This is a genomic window from Sphingomonas sp. P2_B6, assembly GCF_056404755.1.
Genome location: NZ_JBFUDK010000004.1, coordinates 1 through 18751, shown reverse-complemented (window position 1 = coordinate 18751; position 18751 = coordinate 1). Strand labels below are relative to the sequence as shown.

Sequence of the window (18751 nt, the reverse complement as noted above, 5' to 3'; positions counted from 1 at the left end):
CAATAAGCGACGGCATGCGCCCGCATTCGCCGGGCTTTGAATTATCGGGACTGGAGATGATCGATGCCGAAATCCTGGCTGCTGGCGGGCGTCATGCTCGCCGCACTGGCGACCCCTGTCATGGCCGCTGAGCCCGGCGCGCCGGTGACGGCCGCGCCCGCCGATGCGGGGGCGAAGACGCTGACGCTCGAACGCCTGTTCTCCAGCCCCGACCTTGCCGGCGCGCAGCCGCGCGCACTGAAGTTGTCGCCGGACGGGAGCTTGCTCACCTCGCTCAAGCCACGGCCCGACGACAAGGATCGGCTCGACCTGTGGGCGCTCGACACCAGGACCGGCAAGGAGCGCATGCTGGTGGATTCCAAGAAGGTCGGCAGCGGCGCCGAGCTGTCCGAAGCCGAGAAGATGCAGCGCGAGCGCGCGCGCATCGGCGGGACGCGCGGGATCGTCGCTTATGACTGGGCGCCCGACGGCACGTCGCTTCTGGTTCCGCTCGACGGCGATCTGTATCTGGCGACGCTCGACGGCAAGGTCTCGCGCCTGACCAACACGCCGGACGGCGAGCTCAACCCGGTGGTCAGCCCGAAGGGCGGCTTCGTCAGCTTCGTGCGCGACCAGAATCTGTTCGTCCAGCCGCTCGGCGGCGGTGCGGCGAAGCAGGTGACGACCACTGGTGCGGGGACGGTGCACTGGGGCGAGGCGGAATTCGTCGCGCAGGAGGAAATGGATCGCACCACGGGCTATTGGTGGTCGCCGAACGACGCGCGCATCGCGGTCGAGCGGTTCGACGAAGCGCCCGTGGGCATCGTCACGCGCGCTGCGATCGGGGCCGACGGGACCAGGGTTTATAACCAGCGCTATCCCGCCGCGGGCACGCCCAACGTGCTGGTCGAGCTGTATGTGATGAATGCCGATGGGACCGGCCAGGTGAAGGTCGATCTTGGCAATGATCCCGACATCTATCTCGCCCGGGTCGACTGGACGCCCGATGGCCAGACCCTGTTGGTCCAGCGCGAAAGCCGCGACCAGAAAACGCTCGATGTGCTGAAGGTCGATCCGGCGACGGGCAAGAGCACGATCCTGTTCACCGAGAAATCGGGCGAGCGGAGCTGGATCAACCTGTCGGACGCCTATCATCCGATGAAGGACGGCAGCCTGATCTGGCGCTCCGAGCGCGACGGCTATGGCCATCTCTATCGCTTCGCCAAGGGCAAGTGGACTCAGCTGACCAAGGGCGAATGGACCGTCCAGGCGCTGAACGGGGTGGATGAAGCCAAGGGCCGGATCTTCTTCACCGGCAACAAGGACGGCGCGCTTGAGCAGCATGTCTATTCGGTGGATATCGCGCGGCCCAACGACATCACCCGCCTGACCGAGCTGGGCTGGTGGAACGCCGGCAAGATGGACAAGGCAGCGAGCCGGCTGATCGTCACCCGCTCCAACCCGACCCAGCCGCCCCAGACTTTCCTCGCCGATGCGGCGGGCAAGCGCATCGCCTGGGTCAACGAGAATGCGGTGGTGCCGGGGCATCCCTATTACCCGTATCTCGCGAGCCACCAGGCCAAGAGCTTCGGCAGCTTCAAGGCGGCTGACGGCACTACGCTCTGGTACGAGATGATCACGCCGACGCTCGAGCCGGGCCGGAAATATCCGGTGTTCTTCGAACATTATGGCGGACCGGGCACCGGCCAGCAGGTCACGCGCGCCTGGCAGAGCCCGCTGGCGCAATATGTCGTCAGCCGCGGCTATGTCTATTTCCGCATCGACAATCGCGGCTCGAACAACCGCGGCAAGGCGTTCGAGGACCATATCTATCGCGCAATGGGCAGCGTTGAGGTCGAGGATCAGCTCACGGCCGCGAAATGGATCAAGACCCAGCCATTCATCGATCCGGCGAAGGTCGCGACCTATGGCTGGTCCTATGGCGGCTACATGACCCTGAAGATGCTCGAGGCGAACCCGGGCGTCTATGCGGCGGGCATTTCGGGCGCACCAGTGACCAAATGGGAATTGTACGACACCCATTATACCGAGCGTTACATGGGCGACCCGAAACGGGACGCGAAGGCCTATGCTGCGTCCGACGCGATCGACGATGCGGCGAAGATCAGGGATCCGTTGCTGCTGATCCACGGCATGGCCGACGACAATGTCGTGCTCGACAATTCGACCGCGTTCGCCGCCAAGATGCAGGCGCAGAATGTGCCGTTCCAGATGATGTTCTACCCGGGCAAGACGCACAGCGCGGGCAAGGACGTGCATGTCTGGACGACGATCTTCGATTTCCTCGACGAGAAGCTCGGGAAATAGACGGCACTGCGCTGGCCGGGGCGGGACCAAGGGAGAATCGCCGTCCCGGCCAACGAGGATGACGGCGATTATTCGCCAATGGCGCGGAGAGCTCGTGCTCCCGCGACCGCCGTCATCAAATCTATTCGGCCTGTTGCATTAACTGACTCCCGCCATTGTATTGCAAGGGGAGTCCGAACCATTTTCGCGATGAATTCATAACGGCTGCGATATAATATCGGTATATCGAACAATATTGGTCCATGACGATCGATCGAGAAGACTTGTTTGCATCGCATTATCGTGAAAATCCGGAATCGCCCTTCGTTGACCTTGTTCGGGGCGTGACATAGCCTTGGCGCTTCCCGGGGGGAGACGATCATGACCGACACGGTTCACCTGGCGCCGGTGCGTGGGCGCGCGCGGATCGAGATTCTCGACGTGCTGCGCGGGATCGCGATCCTCGCGATCTTCTACATGAACATCCCGTTCCAGGCGCAGTCGGTCCTGACCTTCTTCGCCGATGTCAGGCTGGTCGGCTGGACGCCGGCCGATCAGGCCGTATGGGCGGGCACGCAGATATTCCTCGACGGAACGCAGCGCTGCCTGCTCGAATTCCTGTTCGGCGCCGGCATGATGGTGCTGACCGCAAAGGCGATGGAGCCGGACGGGCCGGTCGCGATCGCCGATCTCTATTACCGCCGGACGATGTGGCTGTTGGCGTTCGGGCTGTTCGACATCTTCATCATCCTGTGGCCCGGCGACATCCTGGCGACCTATGCGCTCGCCGCGATGTTCCTGTTTCCCTTCCGCAAGCTCGGGCCGAAGACGCTCGTCGCGCTCGGGCTGGGCTTCGCGCTGTTCACGGCGATCGGCGGAGCGGGGCAATATGCCGAGCGCGCGGCACTGGTCGACAAGGTGCATGCGGTGGAGGCGAAGCAGGCGAACGGTCAGGCGGCGCCGCAGGATAGCGAAACGATGAAGGAATGGCGGCAGGCGCAGGATGCATTGCGCGTCACGCCGGAAGTTCAGAAGCAGATCGATTGGGAGCGCCAAGCGCACGCTGCCGGAGTGGCGGATTATTATGGCTTCTACTGGACTGTCTGGCAGCGCTTTTTCATCGGCGAGGGGCTGTTGTTCATGACCGTGCTCGAAGCATTCTTCGCCATGCTGATCGGGATCGCCTTGTGGAAATGGGGGATCATCCAGGGGCAGCGCAGCGGGCTTTTCTATGCCGTGCTCGCGCTTGCCGCTTATGGGTTGGGTGTCACGGCGCGGTCCATCGGGGTGAGCGAGGCATTTTCCTTCGCGCCGATCCCCAGGACGATCTGGGCGACCAGCGAACTCGCGCGGCTGGCCATGGGGCTGGGGCATCTCGCGCTGATCAACCTGCTGTACAAGGCGGCGATCGGGCGGACGATCCTGGGACCGTTCCGGGCGGCGGGCCGGGTCGCCTTCTCGCTCTATTTCCTCGAACAGATCATCGGGCTGCATATCCTGTTCTCGTCTTACGGACTGAACCTGTGGGGCCGTTTCGGCTGGGCGGGCATGGCCGCAATCGCGACCGGGGTGATCCTGCTGGTGCTGATCATCGCCAATATCTGGACGCGCTATTTCGCGATGGGGCCAATGGAATGGGCGTGGCGCAGCCTCGCCTATCTGGAGCGGCAGCCGTTCCGGAAGGTGCAAGGCGCTGCTTCCCCGGGCTGATAGATTTCCTGTACTGGACAAAATGTCGGGGGCGCGTATGCGACCGCTTCGTCTTCGGACTGGAGTTTGGACATGGGTTATCGGGTAGTAGTCGCAGGCGCGACCGGGAATGTCGGGCGGGAGATGCTCAACATCCTGGCGGAGCGCGAGTTTCCGGCGGACGAGATCGCCGTCGTCGCATCGTCGCGGTCGACGGGCGACATGGTCGACTATGGCGAGACCGGCAAACAGTTCAAGGTCCAGAACATCGAGCATTTCGACCCGACCGGGTGGGACATGGCGCTGTTCGCGATCGGATCCGAGGCGACGAAGATCCACGCCCCGCGCTTCGCCGCGGCCGGCTGCACCGTGATCGATAATTCGTCGCTGTACCGGATGGACCCGGACGTGCCGCTGATCGTGCCCGAGGTGAATCCCGAGGCGATCAACGGCTATACGCGCAAGAACATCATCGCGAACCCGAACTGCTCGACCGCGCAGATGGTCGTCGCGCTGAAGCCGCTGCACGATATCGCGAAGATCAAGCGCGTCGTCGTCGCGACCTATCAGTCGGTGTCGGGCGCGGGCAAGGCGGGCATGGACGAGCTGTTCGAGCAGAGCCGCAACATCTTCGTCGGCGATCCGGCGGAAGCGAAAAAGTTCACCAAGCAGATCGCGTTCAACGTGATCCCGCACATCGACAGCTTCCTGGACGACGGATCGACCAAGGAAGAGTGGAAGATGGTGGTCGAGACCAAGAAGATCCTCGACCCGAAGATCAAGGTCCACGCGACCTGCGTCCGCGTGCCGGTGTTCGTCGGCCATTCGGAAGCGATCAATATCGAGTTCGAGAACGAGATCTCGGCCGAGACCGCGCAGAAGATCCTGCGCGAGGCGCCCGGCGTGATGCTGATCGACAAGCGCGAGGACGGCGGATACGTCACGCCGATCGAATGCGTCGGGGAATATGCGACCTTCATCAGCCGCGTCCGCGAGGATCCGACGGTCGAGAACGGCCTCGCTCTGTGGTGCGTGTCCGACAATCTCCGCAAGGGCGCCGCGCTGAACGCGGTGCAGATCGCGGAACTGCTCGGACGGCGGCACCTGCAAAAGGCGGCGTGAACCAGTGATCGAGGGCGGCTGCCGCTGTGGCGCGTGTCGCTACACGCTGGCCATGGAGCAGCTGCCCCCGGTCTATTGCTGTCACTGCCGCGATTGCCAGACCTGGTCGGGCAGCGCCTTCACTGAACAGGGCGTGGTGCGCGAGGAGGCGATCGCCGCGACCGGGCCGATCGTCGAGTATCGCTTCACCAGTCCGAGCGGGTCGGAATCGCGTCAGCGGCTGTGCGGGACCTGCCATACGCGGTTGTGGAACACCAACAGCGCACGCCCCGGTATCGCGGTTGTGCGGGCGGGGACGCTCGATGCGAGCGACGGGCTCGAGCCGAAGTTGCATATCTGGGTGAAGCGCAAGCAGCCCTGGGTGGTGCTGGCCGCGGATGTGCCGGCGTTCGAGGAAAGCGCGTCACCGGCGGAGTTTGTGGCGATCCTGTCGCGCTAACCTCGCCCCCCTTCTTCCCCGGCGGAGGCCGGGGCCTAGTCGGGGGACGATCATGGCTGGCGCTGCGAGCCGTTACATCAACCTTTCCAACTGGACCCCGGCCTTCGCCGGGGAAGGAAGAGGGGGAGCGGAACCGCGCCTTCTTCAGCTCGGATTTGGCGCGAGAGTTCCAGCTACTCCGCCAGCACCGCCTCGACCTTGCCCTTGGGCTTCTTCAGGAAGAACACCAGCGGCAGCACCGCGATCGAGATTCCGGCCATCAGGTAGAAATCGTCGATATAGGCGATCATTGCCGCCTGGCGGTTGATCATCGCATCGGCATAAACGAACACGGTGTCCGACAGCGCCCCGAACCGGTCCACCGCGCTGAGATCGAGCGACGGGATGGTCTGCGCGGTGACGTGGCTGGCCAGATCCGAGTGGCTGGTCTGGATGTTGCGGGCGAGCAGCACCGTCACCATCGAGATGCCGGCCGACTGGCCGACATTGCGGAACAGGTTGAGCAGACTGGCGCCATCGGTGCGGTAATTATGGCTGAGCGTCGCGAAGGCGAGCGAGTTCAGCGGCATGAACACCAGCCCCATGCCCAGGCCCTGGACGAAGCCGCTGATGATCACCGGCCAGAAATCCATTTCCAGCGACCAGGTCGACATCTGGTAGAGCGAATAGGCGAAGATGATCAGCCCGACGACGATGACGAGGCGGGTATCGACCTTGCCCATCATCTGGCCGGCGAGAAACATGGTGAGCAGCACGCCGACGCCGCGCGGCGCGAGCATCAGCCCGGTATCGACCACCGGATAGCCGAACAATTGCTGCAACATCGACGGCAGCAGCGCCATCGGCGCCATGGTCGAGATGCCGATGACGACCATGAAGATCATGCCCATCACCAGGTTGCGATTCTTGAAGATGGCGCGGTCGAACAGCGGTTTGTCGGCGGTCGCGAGATGGACGATCGCCATCCACAGGGCGGCCGCCGCGATCAGGGCCTCGATCATGATCTCCCAGCTGGCGAACCAGTCGTCATGCTGGCCGCGGTCGAGCATCAGCTGGAAGGAGGCGACCGCGATCGAGATCATCGCAAAGCCCATCGCGTCGAACGAGCGTTTCGCCTTGGGCCGCGAGGGGAGCAGGAACCAGAGGATGGCGAAGGTCAGCAGGCCGACCGGCAGGTTGACGTAGAAGACCCAGCGCCAGTTATAGCTCTCGGTCAGCCAGCCGCCGATGACCGGGCCCATGATCGGGCCGACCATCACGCCCATGCCCCAGACCGACATGGCCTTGGCGGCATTTTCGGGCGGGTTGATGTCGAGCATCGCGGTCTGCGAGAGCGGGCCGATGAACGCGGCGAACACGCCCTGGGCGACGCGGAACAGCACCATTTCCTCGAGGCTGATCGCGGTGCCGCATAGCATCGAGGCAATGATGAAGCCGCCGACCGCGAACAGGAACAGGTTGCGCGAGCCGAGCCGGTCCGACAGCCAGCCGGTCGCAGGGATCGCGATGGCCGAGGCGACGATATAGCTGGTCAGCACCCAGGTAACCGTCTCGCCGGTCGCGCCGAGGCTGGTCTGCATGTGCGGCAGGGCGACATTGGCGATGGTGGTGTCGAGGATCTGCATGATCATCGCCCCCATGACGCCGACGGTCAGGAGCCCGCGGTTCCTGACCGGCAGCATCGCCTTGCCGGGCGGATGATCACTCACTTGGTGCCGCCAGCCTTTGTATCGATGGCGACGTCGGCGCTGAGGCCGGCGATCATGGCGCGCGGCGGCGTGCCCTCGATCGCGATGCGCACCGGCACGCGCTGAGTCACCTTGACCCAGTTGCCGGTCGCGTTCTGCGCGGGGAGCACCGAGGATTGCGAGCCGGTAAGCGCGCCGATGCTGGCGACATGGCCGCGCACCTTCAGGCCGGGATAGGCGTCGAACTTGATCTCGGCGGGCTGGCCGACCGCCATATGGTTGAGATCGGTTTCCTTGTAGTTCGCCTCGATCCAGGCCGCCTGGCTGACCACGATGCTGACCACCGGCACGCCGCTGGGCATGATGTTGCCGACCTGTAGGCGGCCGGTCTGGCTGGCGATGCCGTCCTTGGGCGCACGCACTTCGGTACGGAAGAGATCGAGCGCTGCCTTGGCGCGCTGCGCCAGCGCGGCCTGGACCGCGACCGGCGAACTGGAGGCGGCGGTGCCGCTGCCGAGCTGGTTGCGGGCATGCGCGGCATCGGCCTGGTATTTCGCGAGCTGAGCCTTGGCGGCGGCGACGCCGTGACGCGCGGCGTCGAGGCTGGCACGGGTGGTGAAGCCCTGCTTCATCAACGCTGCCTGACGGTCATAGGTCGCCTGGGCGAGCTGGATATCGGCCTGGGCGCTTTCGATATCGGCCTGCGCGCCGCCCATGTCGGTCGACATGGTGTTTACCTGCACCCGCGCATTGGCAAGCGCGGCGTCGGCCTGGGCGAGCGCGATCCGGAAGGGCTCGGGGTCGATGCGGAACAGCACGTCACCCGCCTTGACCGGCTGGTTCTCCTTCACGTTCACCGCGACGATGCGCCCGGTGACGTCGGGGCTGACCGAGATCATGTCCTGTTCGACATAGGCATTGTCGGTCGAGACGTAGCGGCCCGAGGTCAGGTAGAAATAGCCGCCGACCAGGGCGAGCAGCAGCGGCACGCTGAGCATCAGCACCGGACGCAGCCAGTTGCGGCGCTTTGCCGGGGTGGGGGCCGGAGCGGGCGCCGTGACCTCCTCGATCGGATTGATGGCGATCGTGTCGGCCTTGGTCTGGTCGATCCTGGGGTCTGCATCAGCCATGGTTGGCCTCGTCGCTTTCGAACTGGGTGTTGAGATTGGTGCGGATGGTGGTGAGCGAGGCCATCAATTGGTCGCGCTGCGCGGTGTCGAGGCCGAAGAGCGCGGTTTCGATCATGCCCTCGGCCAGGACGCGCAACTGATCGAGGATCGGCAGCGCCTTGGGCGTCAGGAAGATCTGCCAGGCACGGCGATCCGCGGGATCGGGCCGGCGCTCGACCAGATTCGCCTCTTCGAGGCGGTCGATCATGCGGGACAGGGTGATCGGCTCGACTTCGAGCAGATCGGCCATGCCGCCCTGATTGATGCCTTCGTGGCGCTTCAGGGTGGTCAGCGTACGCCACTGCGTTCGCGTCACGCCCATCAGGCGCGCGCGCTCGTCGAAACGCCGGCGCATCAGGCGCGAAACATCGCTAATCATGAAGCCGACCGAGTCACTCATGGGCGCGCATATAATAAGCATGCTTATATAATCCTAGCCCTGTCCGGGCGATTATTTTGCATCGCAACATGCAGGAGGCAGAATGCGACAGGAGATGGCTGGCGGATGCCAATGCGGACGCGTGCGGTATCGCGCGACGATCGATAATCGCGACGCCTATCTCTGCCATTGCCGGATGTGCCAGCGCGCGACCGGCGGCGTGTCGATCGCCTTCAAATATGTGCTGAAGGCGGACGTGACCTGGGAGCGGGAGCCCGACCGATACGCCTCGTCACCAATCGCGGTGCGGGGTTTTTGCGCGGCGTGCGGGACGCCGCTGACCTATGAGGCGCATGACAGCGACCATCTCGACCTGACGGTCGGCAGCTTCGACGATCCGTTCGGTTTCGTGCCCACCCAGCATTCGGGCGCGGAGAGCTGGCACGAAGCGTGGCTTGACACGACGGGCCTGCCCGCCGAACGGACTGACCAGAACCACCGCCTCGTGCAACGCTGGATGGACGCCATTGGCAAGTTCCCCGATTGAACCGGATTTCTTCGAAAGCTTCGATGGCGCGCGGATCGCGTGGCGCGAGATGGGGGAGGGGCGGCCGGTCGTTCTGATCCATGGCTTTTTCTCGGACGCCATGACCAACTGGATCCGTTACGGCCATGCGGCGAAGATCGCGGCCCGGGGATTCCGGGTGATCATGCCCGATCTCCGCGCGCATGGATCGAGCGCCAAGCCGCATGATGCGGCGAGCTATCCGCCCGATGTGCTGGCGCAGGACCAGTTTGCGCTGATCGCGCATCTCGGGCTTACCGATTACGATCTCGGGGGGTATTCGCTCGGTGCGCGGACGACGGTGCGCATGCTGATGAAAGGCGCCACGCCGGGGAAGGTCATCCTGTCGGGCATGGGCCTGTCGGGGCTGGTCGGCACCGCGCGGCGCGGCGACCATTTCCGGCATATCCTGACCAATCTCGGCAAGCATGAGCGCGGCACGCCGGAATGGTTGGCCGAGGCATTCCTGAAGACGACCAAGGGCGATCCGGTCGCGTTGCTCCGGATCATCGATACCTTCGTCAACACCGATAAAGCCGATGTCGTGGCGATCCAGGAGCCGGTGCTGGTCCTGACGGGCGACGAGGACAATGACAATGGATCGGCGGCGGAGCTGGCAGCGGCGCTGCCCCATGCCATTTTGCGGACGACGCCGGGTGGCCATATGAGCGCGGTCACCAAGCCCGAGCTGGGGCAGGAGATAGCGGACTTCCTCGCCGCTTGACCGTGGCGCGGGGGCGTCACAACGTGGCGCATGACCCGATTTTATCGAGGACCTTCCGCATGATCCGCACTGGAATTTCGACGCTTGCCCTGGCCCTGTCGCTCGCCGCGATGCCGGCGCTGGCCCAGACCAAGCTCACCGCCGCCGATGCCGACGCCTTTGTCGCGAAGACCGAAAAGGCGCTCGCCGACTTCTCGATCGTCGCCAACCAGGCCCAATGGGTCAACGCGACCTATATCACTGACGATACCGACGCGATCGCTTCGCGAGTCAATGCGGAGCAGACCGAACTTCAAGTGAAGGCCGCGCTGGAAGCGGCGAAATTCGACAAGGTCGCCGGGCTCTCGCCCGACACGCGGCGCAAGCTCGACCTGATGCGCAACGCCATCACCCTGCCGGCGCCGACCCGGCCCGGCGCGGCGGATACGCTGCAGACATTGGTGACCGGCATGTCCTCCTCCTATGGCAAGGGCAAGGGGACGCTCGACGGCAAGCCGATCAACGGCAGCGACATCGAGGCGGCGATGGGCACGGAGCGCGACCCGGCCAGGCTGAAGGAGATGTGGGTCAGCTGGCACGACAATGTCGGAGCCCCGATGCGCGGCGATTATCAGCGCATGGTCTCGATCGCCAATGAGGGCGCGGTCGGCCTCGGCTACAAGGATACCGGCGCGCTGTGGCGCTCGGGCTACGACATGGACCCGGCGGCGTTCGCCAAGATGACCGACACCCTGTGGAAGCAGGTCGAGCCGCTCTATCGTTCGCTGCACACCTATGTCCGCTGGAAGCTGAACGAGAAATATGGCGACGCGGTGCAGTCCAAGACCGGTCCGATCCGCGCCGACCTGCTCGGCAATATGTGGGCGCAGGAATGGGGCAATATCTACGACATCGTCGCGCCTTCCGGGGCGGGCGATCTCGGCTTCGACACCGGCGAGCTGCTCAAGGAAAAGGGCTATGATCCGGTCAGGATGGTGAAGACCGGCGAGGGCTTCTATTCCTCGCTCGGCTTCGCGCCGCTGCCCGAGACCTTCTGGACGCGCTCTCAGATCGTCAAGCCGGCGGACCGAGAAGTGATCTGCCACGCCTCGGCCTGGGACGTCGACAACAAGGACGATCTGCGCATCAAGATGTGCACCAAGGTGAATGGCGACGACTTCGTCACGATCCATCACGAGCTGGGGCATAATTATTACCAGCGGGCGTACAACAAGCAGCCCTTCCTCTACGAGAACGGCGCCAATGACGGCTTCCATGAGGCCATTGGCGATTTCGTCGCGCTGTCGATCACGCCCGATTATCTCGTCCAGATCGGCCTGCTCGGCGAGGCAAAGGTGCCGAGCGCGGACAAGGATATCGGTCTCTTGCTACGCCAGGCGATGGACAAGGTGGCGTTCCTGCCGTTCGGCCTGCTGATCGACAAATGGCGCTGGGGCGTGTTTTCGGGATCGATCCGGCCGAACGGTTACGAGGCGGCGTGGAACGCGCTTCGGCTGCAATATCAGGGTGTCGAGCCGCCCGTCGCGCGTGACGAGACCCGGTTCGACCCCGGCGCGAAATATCATGTGCCGGCCAGCGTGCCTTATACGCGCTACTTCCTCGCCCGGCTGCTGCAGTTCCAGTTCTACAAGGCGGCATGCGACCAGGCGGGCTGGAAGGGGCCGCTGCATCGCTGCTCCTTCTATGGGAACAAGGAAGTCGGCGCGAAGCTGAACGCGATGCTGGAGCTCGGCCAGTCCAAGCCGTGGCCGGATGCGCTCGAGGCGTTCACCGACAGTCGCGAGATGTCGGGCGAGGCGATGGTCGCGTATTTCGCGCCGCTGAAGGCGTGGCTCGACGAGCAGAACAAGGGCAAGCCGACCGGGTGGTGAGAAAATTCCCTCTCCCAGCGGGAGAGGGAGGGAGCCGCGAAGCGGCGGAAGGGTGAGGGTGACTTTCATGGCCGCTCTCACCCTTGATCGCCCTCATCCGGCGCTTCGCGCCGCCTTCTCCCACAAGGGAGAAGGGTTCTCAGGCGATGATGCGGTTGGGGATGGTGCCTTCGTCGGCGATCCCGGCCTCGAACGACGCCGAGGAATCCGTGCCGTCGGCCTGATGCGCGCCGTCGCGATGCAGCAGCGAGTCCAGATCGGTCGGGATCTTGTCGCGGAAGGCATAAAGCGCGGCAGTAGCGGCGGCGCCGACCGCGGCGACACCGCCGACGATCGCTGCGGTGCCCCAATGGCTGCCCGATTTCTTGGCGAAGGTGCCGTTCTTGCCACGAACCGGCGTTTTGCGCGCCGCTGGCTTGGCAGCGGTCTTAGGGGCCACGGTCTTGCTGGCCGCAGCAGGTTTGGCAGCAGCGGGTTTGCGGGGGGCGGTCGGCTTCTTTGCGGCGGTAGCCATCACATGCTCCTCAAGAATGTTGAGCAGCCGTAACGCACGAAACGCAAAGGGTTTCCAAGGGCCGGCCACATCCAGCCTATGCCCGCCTGCAAAGCGCGATTTCCTGCGCTCCGATGGTAGGAAACCACGTTTTTCGGCTCGGCCTGACCGAATGTCGCCCGACCCTCGTTTACCGGAAAGGCGGCTCGTTGAAGGCGCGCAATTTGCGCGAGTGGAGCTTGGCACCCTCGCGGCGCAATTCCTCGCAGGCCTGGATGCCGATGCGCATATGCTCGCTGATCGCGCGCTCGTAGAAGCGATTGGCCTGGCCGGGCAGTTTGAGCTCGCCATGGAGCGGCTTGTCCGACACGCAGAGCAGGGTGCCATAGGGCACGCGGAAGCGATATCCCTGCGCGGCGATGGTGGCGGATTCCATGTCGATGCCGACCGCGCGCGAGAGCGAGAAGCGCAGCGCCGATCGGGCATAGCGGAGTTCCCAGTTGCGGTCGTCGGTCGTGACGATCGTGCCGGTGCGCAGGCGGCGCTTGAGTTCCTCGCCCGACTGACCGGAAACGGTCTCGGCCGCGCGGGCGAGCGCGAGCTGGACTTCGGCGATGGCCGGGACCGGGATCTCCGGCGGCAGCACATCGTCGAGCACATGATCGTCGCGCAGATAGGCGTGAGCGAGCACATAGTCGCCGATGCGCTGGCTCGGGCGCAGGCCGCCGCAATGGCCGATCATCATCCAGGCCTCGGGACGGACGACCGCCAGGTGATCGGTGATCGTCTTCGCATTGGACGGGCCGACGCCGATATTGACGAGCGTGATGCCGGTGCGGTCGTCCGCCATCAGGTGATAAGCGGGCATCTGGTGGCGGCGCCACGCGCTGCTGTCGGCCAGCATCGCCTCGACATCGTCGCCCGCGCGCATGATCGTGCCGCCCGCGCCCGAGACCCCGGTGAAGCGGCTGGGATTCCCGTTTTCATCGGGCCCAAGCTGCTGGCAGGCCCAGCGCACGAACTCGTCGACATAACGGTGATAATTGGTGAACAGCACATAGCGCTGGACATGCTCGGGCGGGGTGCCGGTGTAGTGGCGCAGGCGCGCGAGCGAGAAATCGGTGCGCAAGCCGTCGAACAGGGCCAAGGGTCGCGTGCCGTCGGCGTCCGTGTAGAGCCCGTCGGCGATCTCGTCGCCGATATAGGCAAGCTCGGTCGCCGGGAAATGGCGCGCCAGGTCGAGCGCCGAGACTTCGTCCAGGCTCATCGCGTGCCCGGCATCGAGCACATAGGGGAAAGGGATTTCCTGCCGGCCGGGCACGGCTTCGACGAAGACGTCATAGTCCTCGATGAGCAGGGTGAGCTGCTCGGTCAGATAATCGGCGAAGATCGCCGGCTTGGTGACGCTGATGCGATATTCGCCCGGGGTGACGAGCCGGCCGAACGAGCGCATCGGGGTCGGGCGATCATTGTCGCCGCGATAGCGCAGCCTGATCTCGGGATAGGCGAAGCTGCCGTCATGCCGCGCGTCGCGCGAAGGAACCGAACCATCGGTGAGATAGGCTGTTAGGGCCGCCTGCAGCCGCTCGACCGATGCACGGTAGAGGGTGTCGAGCTGGGCGACGATATCGGAGGCAGTCGTCATCCTTCGTGGCTAAAGCACGCGCATGACGCTGGCAAGACGGCCGGGGAAGGGGAAATGAAACGGGGCGCCGGTGAGAGCGCCCCGCTCATGTCAGGTCAGGATTTGTCGTCTTCGCCGTCGTCCAGCAGTTTGCTGATGCCGTAAGCGGCACCGGCGACGGCGGCAGTCGCGCCGGCCGCGATGGCCGCCGCCGCGGCGGGATGCTCCTTGACCGCTTCGACGGTCGATTCGACCGCTGATCCGATCGCTTCCTGGGCGCGTTCGAGGAAAGACTTCTCGTCAGTCTTCGCGGCGGTGCTATTGGTCTCGTCGGTCATTTATGCCTCCATGGTCGATCGCAATTCCCGAACGGGGAAGGAACGTGCAAGTTCCCCGCGGGGAGGCGGATCGTTGCCCGTCCGCGCCCCGCCGAGTGGCGACCCGAGTCTCAGACCTTCAAAGGTCGTTTAGCATGTGCTCGGCCGAGGATACGTTGAATTCGCCGGGAGCCTCGACATTGAGCTGCTCGACGACGCCATCATTGATGACCATCGAGTAACGCTGGCCGCGCGTGCCCAGGCCGAACTTCGAGCCGTCCATGGTCAGGCCGACTGCTTCGGCGAAGGTGCCGTTGCCGTCGGCGAGCATGGTCACCGCATCGGCGTCGTTCGCCTTGCTCCAGGCGCCCATCACGAACGGGTCGTTGACCGCGGTGCAGGCGATCTCGTCGATGCCCTTGGCCTTCAGCTCCGCGGCCTTGTCGATATAGCCCGGCAGGTGCTTGGCCGAACAGGTCGGCGTGAAGGCGCCGGGCACGGAGAACAGGGCGACCTTGCGGCCCGCGAAATACTCGTCCGAGCTGACCTGCTCGGGGCCATTCGCCGTCGCCTTGACGAGAGTGGTGCTGGGCAGCCGATCGCCGACGCTGATGGTCATGTTGGAATCCTCCTGGAGCGCGCATTGTTCTGGTCGCCGCGGGACCGCGGCGGGATCGATCGTCGCGAAAAACGCGACGGAGCCTACCTCGTGCAGGCGCGTTCGGATTTCAAGCATGGCGAGCGCCGATCGCTGCGCTATGATGGACGGCGATGGATAAAGCGGCGAATCTCACGGGGCAGCTTCTGCTCGCAATGCCGGGAATCGGCGATCCGCGCTTCGAACGCGCGGTGATCGCGATCTGCGCGCACGACCCGAAGGGCGCGATCGGCATCGGCATCGGCCAGACGATTCGCGGGCTGGGACTGCACGAGGTACTGGCGCAGTTCGGCATCGAGCCGGGCGCCGCGCCCGACGCGCCGGTGCATTCGGGCGGCCCGGTGGAGCAGCGTCGCGGCTTCGTGCTGCATTCCAACGACTGGAGCGGGCAGGACACGATCGATGTCGCCGGGCGCTGGGCGCTGTCGGGCACGATCGACGCGCTGAAGGCGATCGCCGATGGATCCGGACCGAGCCGCTGGCTGGTCGCGCTCGGCTATGCCGGATGGGGCGAGGGGCAGCTGGACGAGGAACTGACCCGGCATGGCTGGTTCAATGTCCAGGGCGATATCGAGCTGCTGTATGACACGGACGCCGCGATCCGGTGGGAACTGGGATTTGCCGAAGCGGGGATCGACCCGCGCCTGCTGGCGACCAGCACCGGAACGGCGTGAATTCTCCTCGAGCCTCTCGCTTTCGCTGAGCGGTACCGCTACCATCCTATAGGAAATCCGGACGGCCTGCCGATCCGCGAGAAAAGGAGTGGGTGGCATGAAGCCGAGCCGGATCGTCGCGCTATGCGCGTTCGTCGGGGTGGCGCTGTGGGGCAGCGCGACATCTCACGGGCAGATAAAGCCACCTGCCGGGTTGTTCGAGCAGAGCGTCGATATCGGCGAGACCGCGTTGCGTGGGTCGGTGCTGCGTGACGCGGCGACGGACAGCTACCGGGTTACCGCAGGCGGGGCGAATATCTGGGGCGGCAAGGACGCGTTCCATTTCGTGGCGACGCGGCGGCCGGCAGGCGATCTTCATATCGCCGCCGACGTGGCCTTTGTCGGAACGGGCGGAGATCCGCATCGCAAGGCGGGGCTGATGATCCGCGAGAATCTGACGGCCGGATCGCGCTATGCCGATGTGATGGTGCATGGCGACGGGCTGACGGCGCTGCAATATCGCGAGGTGCAGGACGGGCCGACCCGGCAGATCATGTCGAACGTCAAGGCGCCGCGCGGGATCAGGCTGGAGCGGGAAGGGGACTATGTCTTCTTCTCGGTGCGCGGGGCGGACGGCATGTGGCATCATGCCGGCGGCAATTTCCGGATCGCGCTGCCCGACGCCTATGTCGGGCTCGCGGTCTCGGCGCATGACAACAAGGTGAGCGAGACCGCGGTCTTCTCCAACGTTTCGCTGGCGGTGCCGGTGCTCGCACCGGTGCCGGACACGGGATATCCGGCCAAGGTCGAGAGCACGCTCGAGACGGTGCAGGTCGCGGGCGAGCAAAGCCGGACCGTGGTGCGCCATTTCGTGGGCAAGATCGAAGCGCCGAACTGGACGCGCGACGGCGCCTCGCTGATCTACAACAGCAATGGCCGCATCTACCGCATCCCGGCGACGGGCGGCGAACCGGTGGCGATCGATACCGGGCGGCACATCAAGAACAACAACGACCACGGTCTGTCGCCCGATGGCACGCAGCTGATCATCTCCGACCAGATCGAGCCCGACAATCTCTCGCGCATCCATGTCCTGCCGCTGACCGGATCGGCCGAGCCGCGCGAGGTGGTGAGCCATGCCGATGCGCGGTCCTACTGGCATGGCTGGTCGCCCGACGGGAAGACGATCGCCTATGTCTATGTCCATACGAAGAACGGGACCTATGACATCCGCACCCGGCCGCTGGCGGGTGGGCCGGACACGATGCTGATCAGCGGGCCGGGCACCGACGACGGGCCGGAATATTCGCCGGATGGGCACTATCTCTATTTCAACTCGACCCGATCGGGATCGATGCAGATCTGGCGGGCGAACGCGGCGGACGGGAGCAATCCCGAGCGCATCACGCAGGACGAGGCCTATCGCGACTGGTTCCCGCATCTCTCGCCCGACGGGAAGTGGATCGCGTTCATTTCGTTCGGGCTGGATGTCGATCTGGGCGATCATCCGCCGAACCGCGACGTGCTGCTGCGGATCATGCCGGCGGACGGCAGCGCACCGCCGCGCGTGCTGACCCGGCTATTCGGCGGGCAAGGGACGATCAACGTGCCGTCCTGGTCGCCCGACGGCAAATCCATCGCGTTCGTGAGCTATCGGCTGGTGCGGTGACGTAACGCTGTTCGCGGGCGACGTGAATCCAGCAGGTAATCGAGATGTGCGAATCCCGAAACCGGCTGGGCTAATCATGCCATGGCCTCCGGCGTCACCTCCTCGCCTGTCGACCGGCGATCGTCGAAGCCATAACATATAAAGACATCTTTATATTTGATTTGGGGGCGCCGGGGGCCTATGTGGCCGCTATCCATTAGCCTATCCGGAGACACCTACGTGGCCACCGCACTCGCCGACCGCGCCCAAGACTATGTCGTTGCCGACATCGATCTCGCCGATTTCGGTCGCAAGGAAATCAACATCGCCGAGACCGAGATGCCCGGTCTCATGTCGCTGCGCGAGGAGTTCGGGGCGTCGCAGCCGCTGAAGGGCGCGCGCATCACCGGCTCGCTGCACATGACGATCCAGACTGCGGTGCTGATCGAGACGCTGACCGCGCTCGGCGCCGATGTCCGCTGGGCGACCTGCAACATCTTCTCGACCCAGGACCATGCCGCCGCCGCGATCGCCGCGACCGGCGTGCCGGTGTTCGCCGTAAAGGGCGAGAGCCTGGCGGAATATTGGGACTATGTCGGCGACATCTTCAACTGGGGTGCCGGCACTGACGGCACCACCGCCAACATCATCCTCGACGATGGCGGCGACGCCACCATGTTTGCGCTGTGGGGCGCCAAGCTCGAGGCCGGCCACACGCTGGGCGAGCCGGAGAATGAGGAGGAAGTCGAGTTCCAGCGCGCGCTGAAGGCGTTCCTTGCCAAATATCCCGGTTACTTGACCGAGACGGTCAAGAACCTGAAGGGCGTTTCGGAAGAGACCACCACCGGCGTTCACCGCCTGTACGAGATCGCGAAGAAGGGTGAACTGCCCTTCCCGGCGATCAACGTGAACGACAGCGTGACCAAGTCGAAGTTCGACAATCTCTATGGCTGCAAGGAATCGCTGGTCGACGCGATCCGCCGTGCCACCGACGTGATGCTCGCCGGCAAGGTCGCGACCGTCGCCGGCTTCGGTGACGTCGGCAAGGGCTCGGCCCAGTCGCTCCGCAACGGCGGCGCGCGCGTGATGGTGACTGAAGTCGACCCGATCTGCGCGCTGCAGGCAGCGATGGAGGGCTTCGAGGTCGTGACGATGGAAGAGGCTGTCACCCGCTCGGACATCTTCGTGACCGCGACCGGCAATGCCGACGTCATCACCGCCGATCACATGAAGGCGATGAAGCCGATGTCGATCGTGTGCAACATCGGCCATTTCGACAGCGAGATCCAGATCGCGGCGCTCAGCAATTACGAGTGGACCGAAGTGAAGCCGGGCACCGACCTGGTCAAGTTCCCGGACGGCAAGCAGATCATCGTGCTGGCCAAGGGCCGCCTGGTGAATCTGGGCTGCGCGACCGGCCACCCGT

The 18751-nt window shown here is 64.7% G+C and carries 17 protein-coding genes; 10 read left to right on the top strand and 7 right to left on the bottom strand.

Annotated features, from left to right (window positions below; genetic code table 11):
- The first annotated feature begins 63 nt into the window (after window positions 1-63).
- From AC1DX5_RS06685 to AC1DX5_RS06670, 4 genes are all read left to right on the top strand, one after another.
- Window positions 64-2307 (top strand): S9 family peptidase, encoded by a 2244-nt coding sequence (locus tag AC1DX5_RS06685; protein ID WP_478014633.1) that lies wholly within the window; start codon window positions 64-66, stop codon window positions 2305-2307.
- 360 nt (window positions 2308-2667) lie between these two features.
- Window positions 2668-3996, top strand: a complete 1329-nt coding sequence (locus tag AC1DX5_RS06680) for a DUF418 domain-containing protein (protein ID WP_465176817.1) — start codon at window positions 2668-2670, stop codon at window positions 3994-3996.
- Between the two features lie 72 nt (window positions 3997-4068).
- Entirely contained in the window at window positions 4069-5097 is a 1029-nt protein-coding gene (locus AC1DX5_RS06675) for an aspartate-semialdehyde dehydrogenase (protein ID WP_465176816.1), read from the top strand.
- Window positions 5098-5101: 4 nt separating this feature from the next.
- Entirely contained in the window at window positions 5102-5536 is a 435-nt protein-coding gene (locus tag AC1DX5_RS06670; protein ID WP_465173499.1) for a GFA family protein, read from the top strand.
- Window positions 5537-5709: 173 nt separating this feature from the next.
- Here AC1DX5_RS06670 and AC1DX5_RS06665 read toward each other — a convergent pair whose 3' ends face one another.
- From AC1DX5_RS06665 to AC1DX5_RS06655, 3 genes are read right to left on the bottom strand one after another with little or no spacing between them, the layout of a single operon-like run.
- A complete protein-coding gene (locus AC1DX5_RS06665; RefSeq protein WP_465173498.1) occupies window positions 5710-7245 on the bottom strand; it encodes a DHA2 family efflux MFS transporter permease subunit in 1536 nt (511 codons plus the stop codon).
- The gene (locus AC1DX5_RS06660) at window positions 7242-8354 is read right to left on the bottom strand and encodes an HlyD family secretion protein (protein ID WP_478014632.1); all 1113 of its coding nucleotides are present in this window, start codon (window positions 8352-8354) and stop codon (window positions 7242-7244) included. The genes AC1DX5_RS06665 and AC1DX5_RS06660 overlap by 4 nt, the downstream gene beginning before the upstream one ends.
- Window positions 8347-8793, bottom strand: a complete 447-nt coding sequence (locus AC1DX5_RS06655; protein ID WP_465173496.1) for a MarR family winged helix-turn-helix transcriptional regulator — start codon at window positions 8791-8793, stop codon at window positions 8347-8349. Before AC1DX5_RS06655 ends, AC1DX5_RS06660 begins: the two co-directional genes overlap by 8 nt.
- Window positions 8794-8875: 82 nt before the next feature.
- Here AC1DX5_RS06655 and AC1DX5_RS06650 point away from each other — a divergent pair, with 82 nt between their 5' ends.
- From AC1DX5_RS06650 to AC1DX5_RS06640, 3 genes are read left to right on the top strand one after another with little or no spacing between them, the layout of a single operon-like run.
- Window positions 8876-9319 carry a GFA family protein gene (locus tag AC1DX5_RS06650; RefSeq protein ID WP_465173495.1) on the top strand — a complete coding sequence of 148 codons (444 nt, stop codon included), beginning with the start codon at window positions 8876-8878 and terminating at the stop codon, window positions 9317-9319.
- Complete coding sequence (locus AC1DX5_RS06645) at window positions 9300-10061, top strand: alpha/beta fold hydrolase (protein WP_478014631.1); 762 nt, start codon at window positions 9300-9302, stop codon at window positions 10059-10061. Before AC1DX5_RS06650 ends, AC1DX5_RS06645 begins: the two co-directional genes overlap by 20 nt.
- Before the next feature lie 59 nt (window positions 10062-10120).
- Complete coding sequence (locus AC1DX5_RS06640; protein WP_478014630.1) at window positions 10121-11932, top strand: M2 family metallopeptidase; 1812 nt, start codon at window positions 10121-10123, stop codon at window positions 11930-11932.
- A 139-nt stretch (window positions 11933-12071) separates the two neighbouring features.
- Here the strand turns inward: AC1DX5_RS06640 and AC1DX5_RS06635 are convergent, their stop codons facing one another.
- The 4 genes from AC1DX5_RS06635 to AC1DX5_RS06620 form a co-directional block, all read right to left on the bottom strand.
- Entirely contained in the window at window positions 12072-12446 is a 375-nt protein-coding gene (locus tag AC1DX5_RS06635) for a hypothetical protein (protein WP_465176810.1), read from the bottom strand.
- 169 nt (window positions 12447-12615) lie between these two features.
- A complete protein-coding gene (locus AC1DX5_RS06630) occupies window positions 12616-14070 on the bottom strand; it encodes an AMP nucleosidase (protein WP_465176809.1) in 1455 nt (484 codons plus the stop codon).
- A gap of 95 nt (window positions 14071-14165) precedes the next feature.
- A complete protein-coding gene (locus tag AC1DX5_RS06625; RefSeq protein WP_465176808.1) occupies window positions 14166-14387 on the bottom strand; it encodes a hypothetical protein in 222 nt (73 codons plus the stop codon).
- 118 nt (window positions 14388-14505) lie between these two features.
- Window positions 14506-14985 (bottom strand): redoxin family protein, encoded by a 480-nt coding sequence (locus AC1DX5_RS06620; RefSeq protein WP_478014629.1) that lies wholly within the window; start codon window positions 14983-14985, stop codon window positions 14506-14508.
- Between the two features lie 152 nt (window positions 14986-15137).
- Between AC1DX5_RS06620 and AC1DX5_RS06615 the strand changes: the two genes are divergently transcribed.
- The 3 genes from AC1DX5_RS06615 to AC1DX5_RS06605 all read left to right on the top strand — a co-directional run.
- Window positions 15138-15698: a YqgE/AlgH family protein gene (locus AC1DX5_RS06615; RefSeq protein WP_478014628.1), complete on the top strand. Its 561-nt coding sequence runs from the start codon at window positions 15138-15140 to the stop codon at window positions 15696-15698.
- Between the two features lie 97 nt (window positions 15699-15795).
- Window positions 15796-17346, top strand: coding sequence for a TolB family protein (locus AC1DX5_RS06610; protein ID WP_478014627.1), 1551 nt, complete (start codon window positions 15796-15798; stop codon window positions 17344-17346).
- 180 nt (window positions 17347-17526) lie between these two features.
- Window positions 17527-18751, top strand: a 1225-nt coding sequence (locus AC1DX5_RS06605) for an adenosylhomocysteinase (protein ID WP_478014626.1), incomplete at its 3' end; no start/stop codon positions are given.

Bases quoted from the DNA above. Each gene is read 5' to 3' on its own strand.
- AC1DX5_RS06620 (WP_478014629.1), bottom strand. From the start codon at position 14,985: ATGACCATCAGCGTCGGCGATCGGCTGCCCAGCACCACTCTCGTCAAG.
- AC1DX5_RS06635 (WP_465176810.1), bottom strand. From the start codon at position 12,446: ATGGCTACCGCCGCAAAGAAGCCGACCGCCCCCCGCAAACCCGCTGCT.
- AC1DX5_RS06655 (WP_465173496.1), bottom strand. From the start codon at position 8,793: ATGAGTGACTCGGTCGGCTTCATGATTAGCGATGTTTCGCGCCTGATG.
- AC1DX5_RS06680 (WP_465176817.1), top strand. From the start codon at position 2,668: ATGACCGACACGGTTCACCTGGCGCCGGTGCGTGGGCGCGCGCGGATC.
- AC1DX5_RS06675 (WP_465176816.1), top strand. From the start codon at position 4,069: ATGGGTTATCGGGTAGTAGTCGCAGGCGCGACCGGGAATGTCGGGCGG.
- AC1DX5_RS06625 (WP_465176808.1), bottom strand. From the start codon at position 14,387: ATGACCGACGAGACCAATAGCACCGCCGCGAAGACTGACGAGAAGTCT.
- AC1DX5_RS06685 (WP_478014633.1), top strand. From the start codon at position 64: ATGCCGAAATCCTGGCTGCTGGCGGGCGTCATGCTCGCCGCACTGGCG.
- AC1DX5_RS06640 (WP_478014630.1), top strand. From the start codon at position 10,121: ATGATCCGCACTGGAATTTCGACGCTTGCCCTGGCCCTGTCGCTCGCC.
- AC1DX5_RS06610 (WP_478014627.1), top strand. From the start codon at position 15,796: ATGAAGCCGAGCCGGATCGTCGCGCTATGCGCGTTCGTCGGGGTGGCG.
- AC1DX5_RS06660 (WP_478014632.1), bottom strand. From the start codon at position 8,354: ATGGCTGATGCAGACCCCAGGATCGACCAGACCAAGGCCGACACGATC.
- AC1DX5_RS06615 (WP_478014628.1), top strand. From the start codon at position 15,138: ATGGATAAAGCGGCGAATCTCACGGGGCAGCTTCTGCTCGCAATGCCG.
- AC1DX5_RS06650 (WP_465173495.1), top strand. From the start codon at position 8,876: ATGCGACAGGAGATGGCTGGCGGATGCCAATGCGGACGCGTGCGGTAT.
- AC1DX5_RS06630 (WP_465176809.1), bottom strand. From the start codon at position 14,070: ATGACGACTGCCTCCGATATCGTCGCCCAGCTCGACACCCTCTACCGT.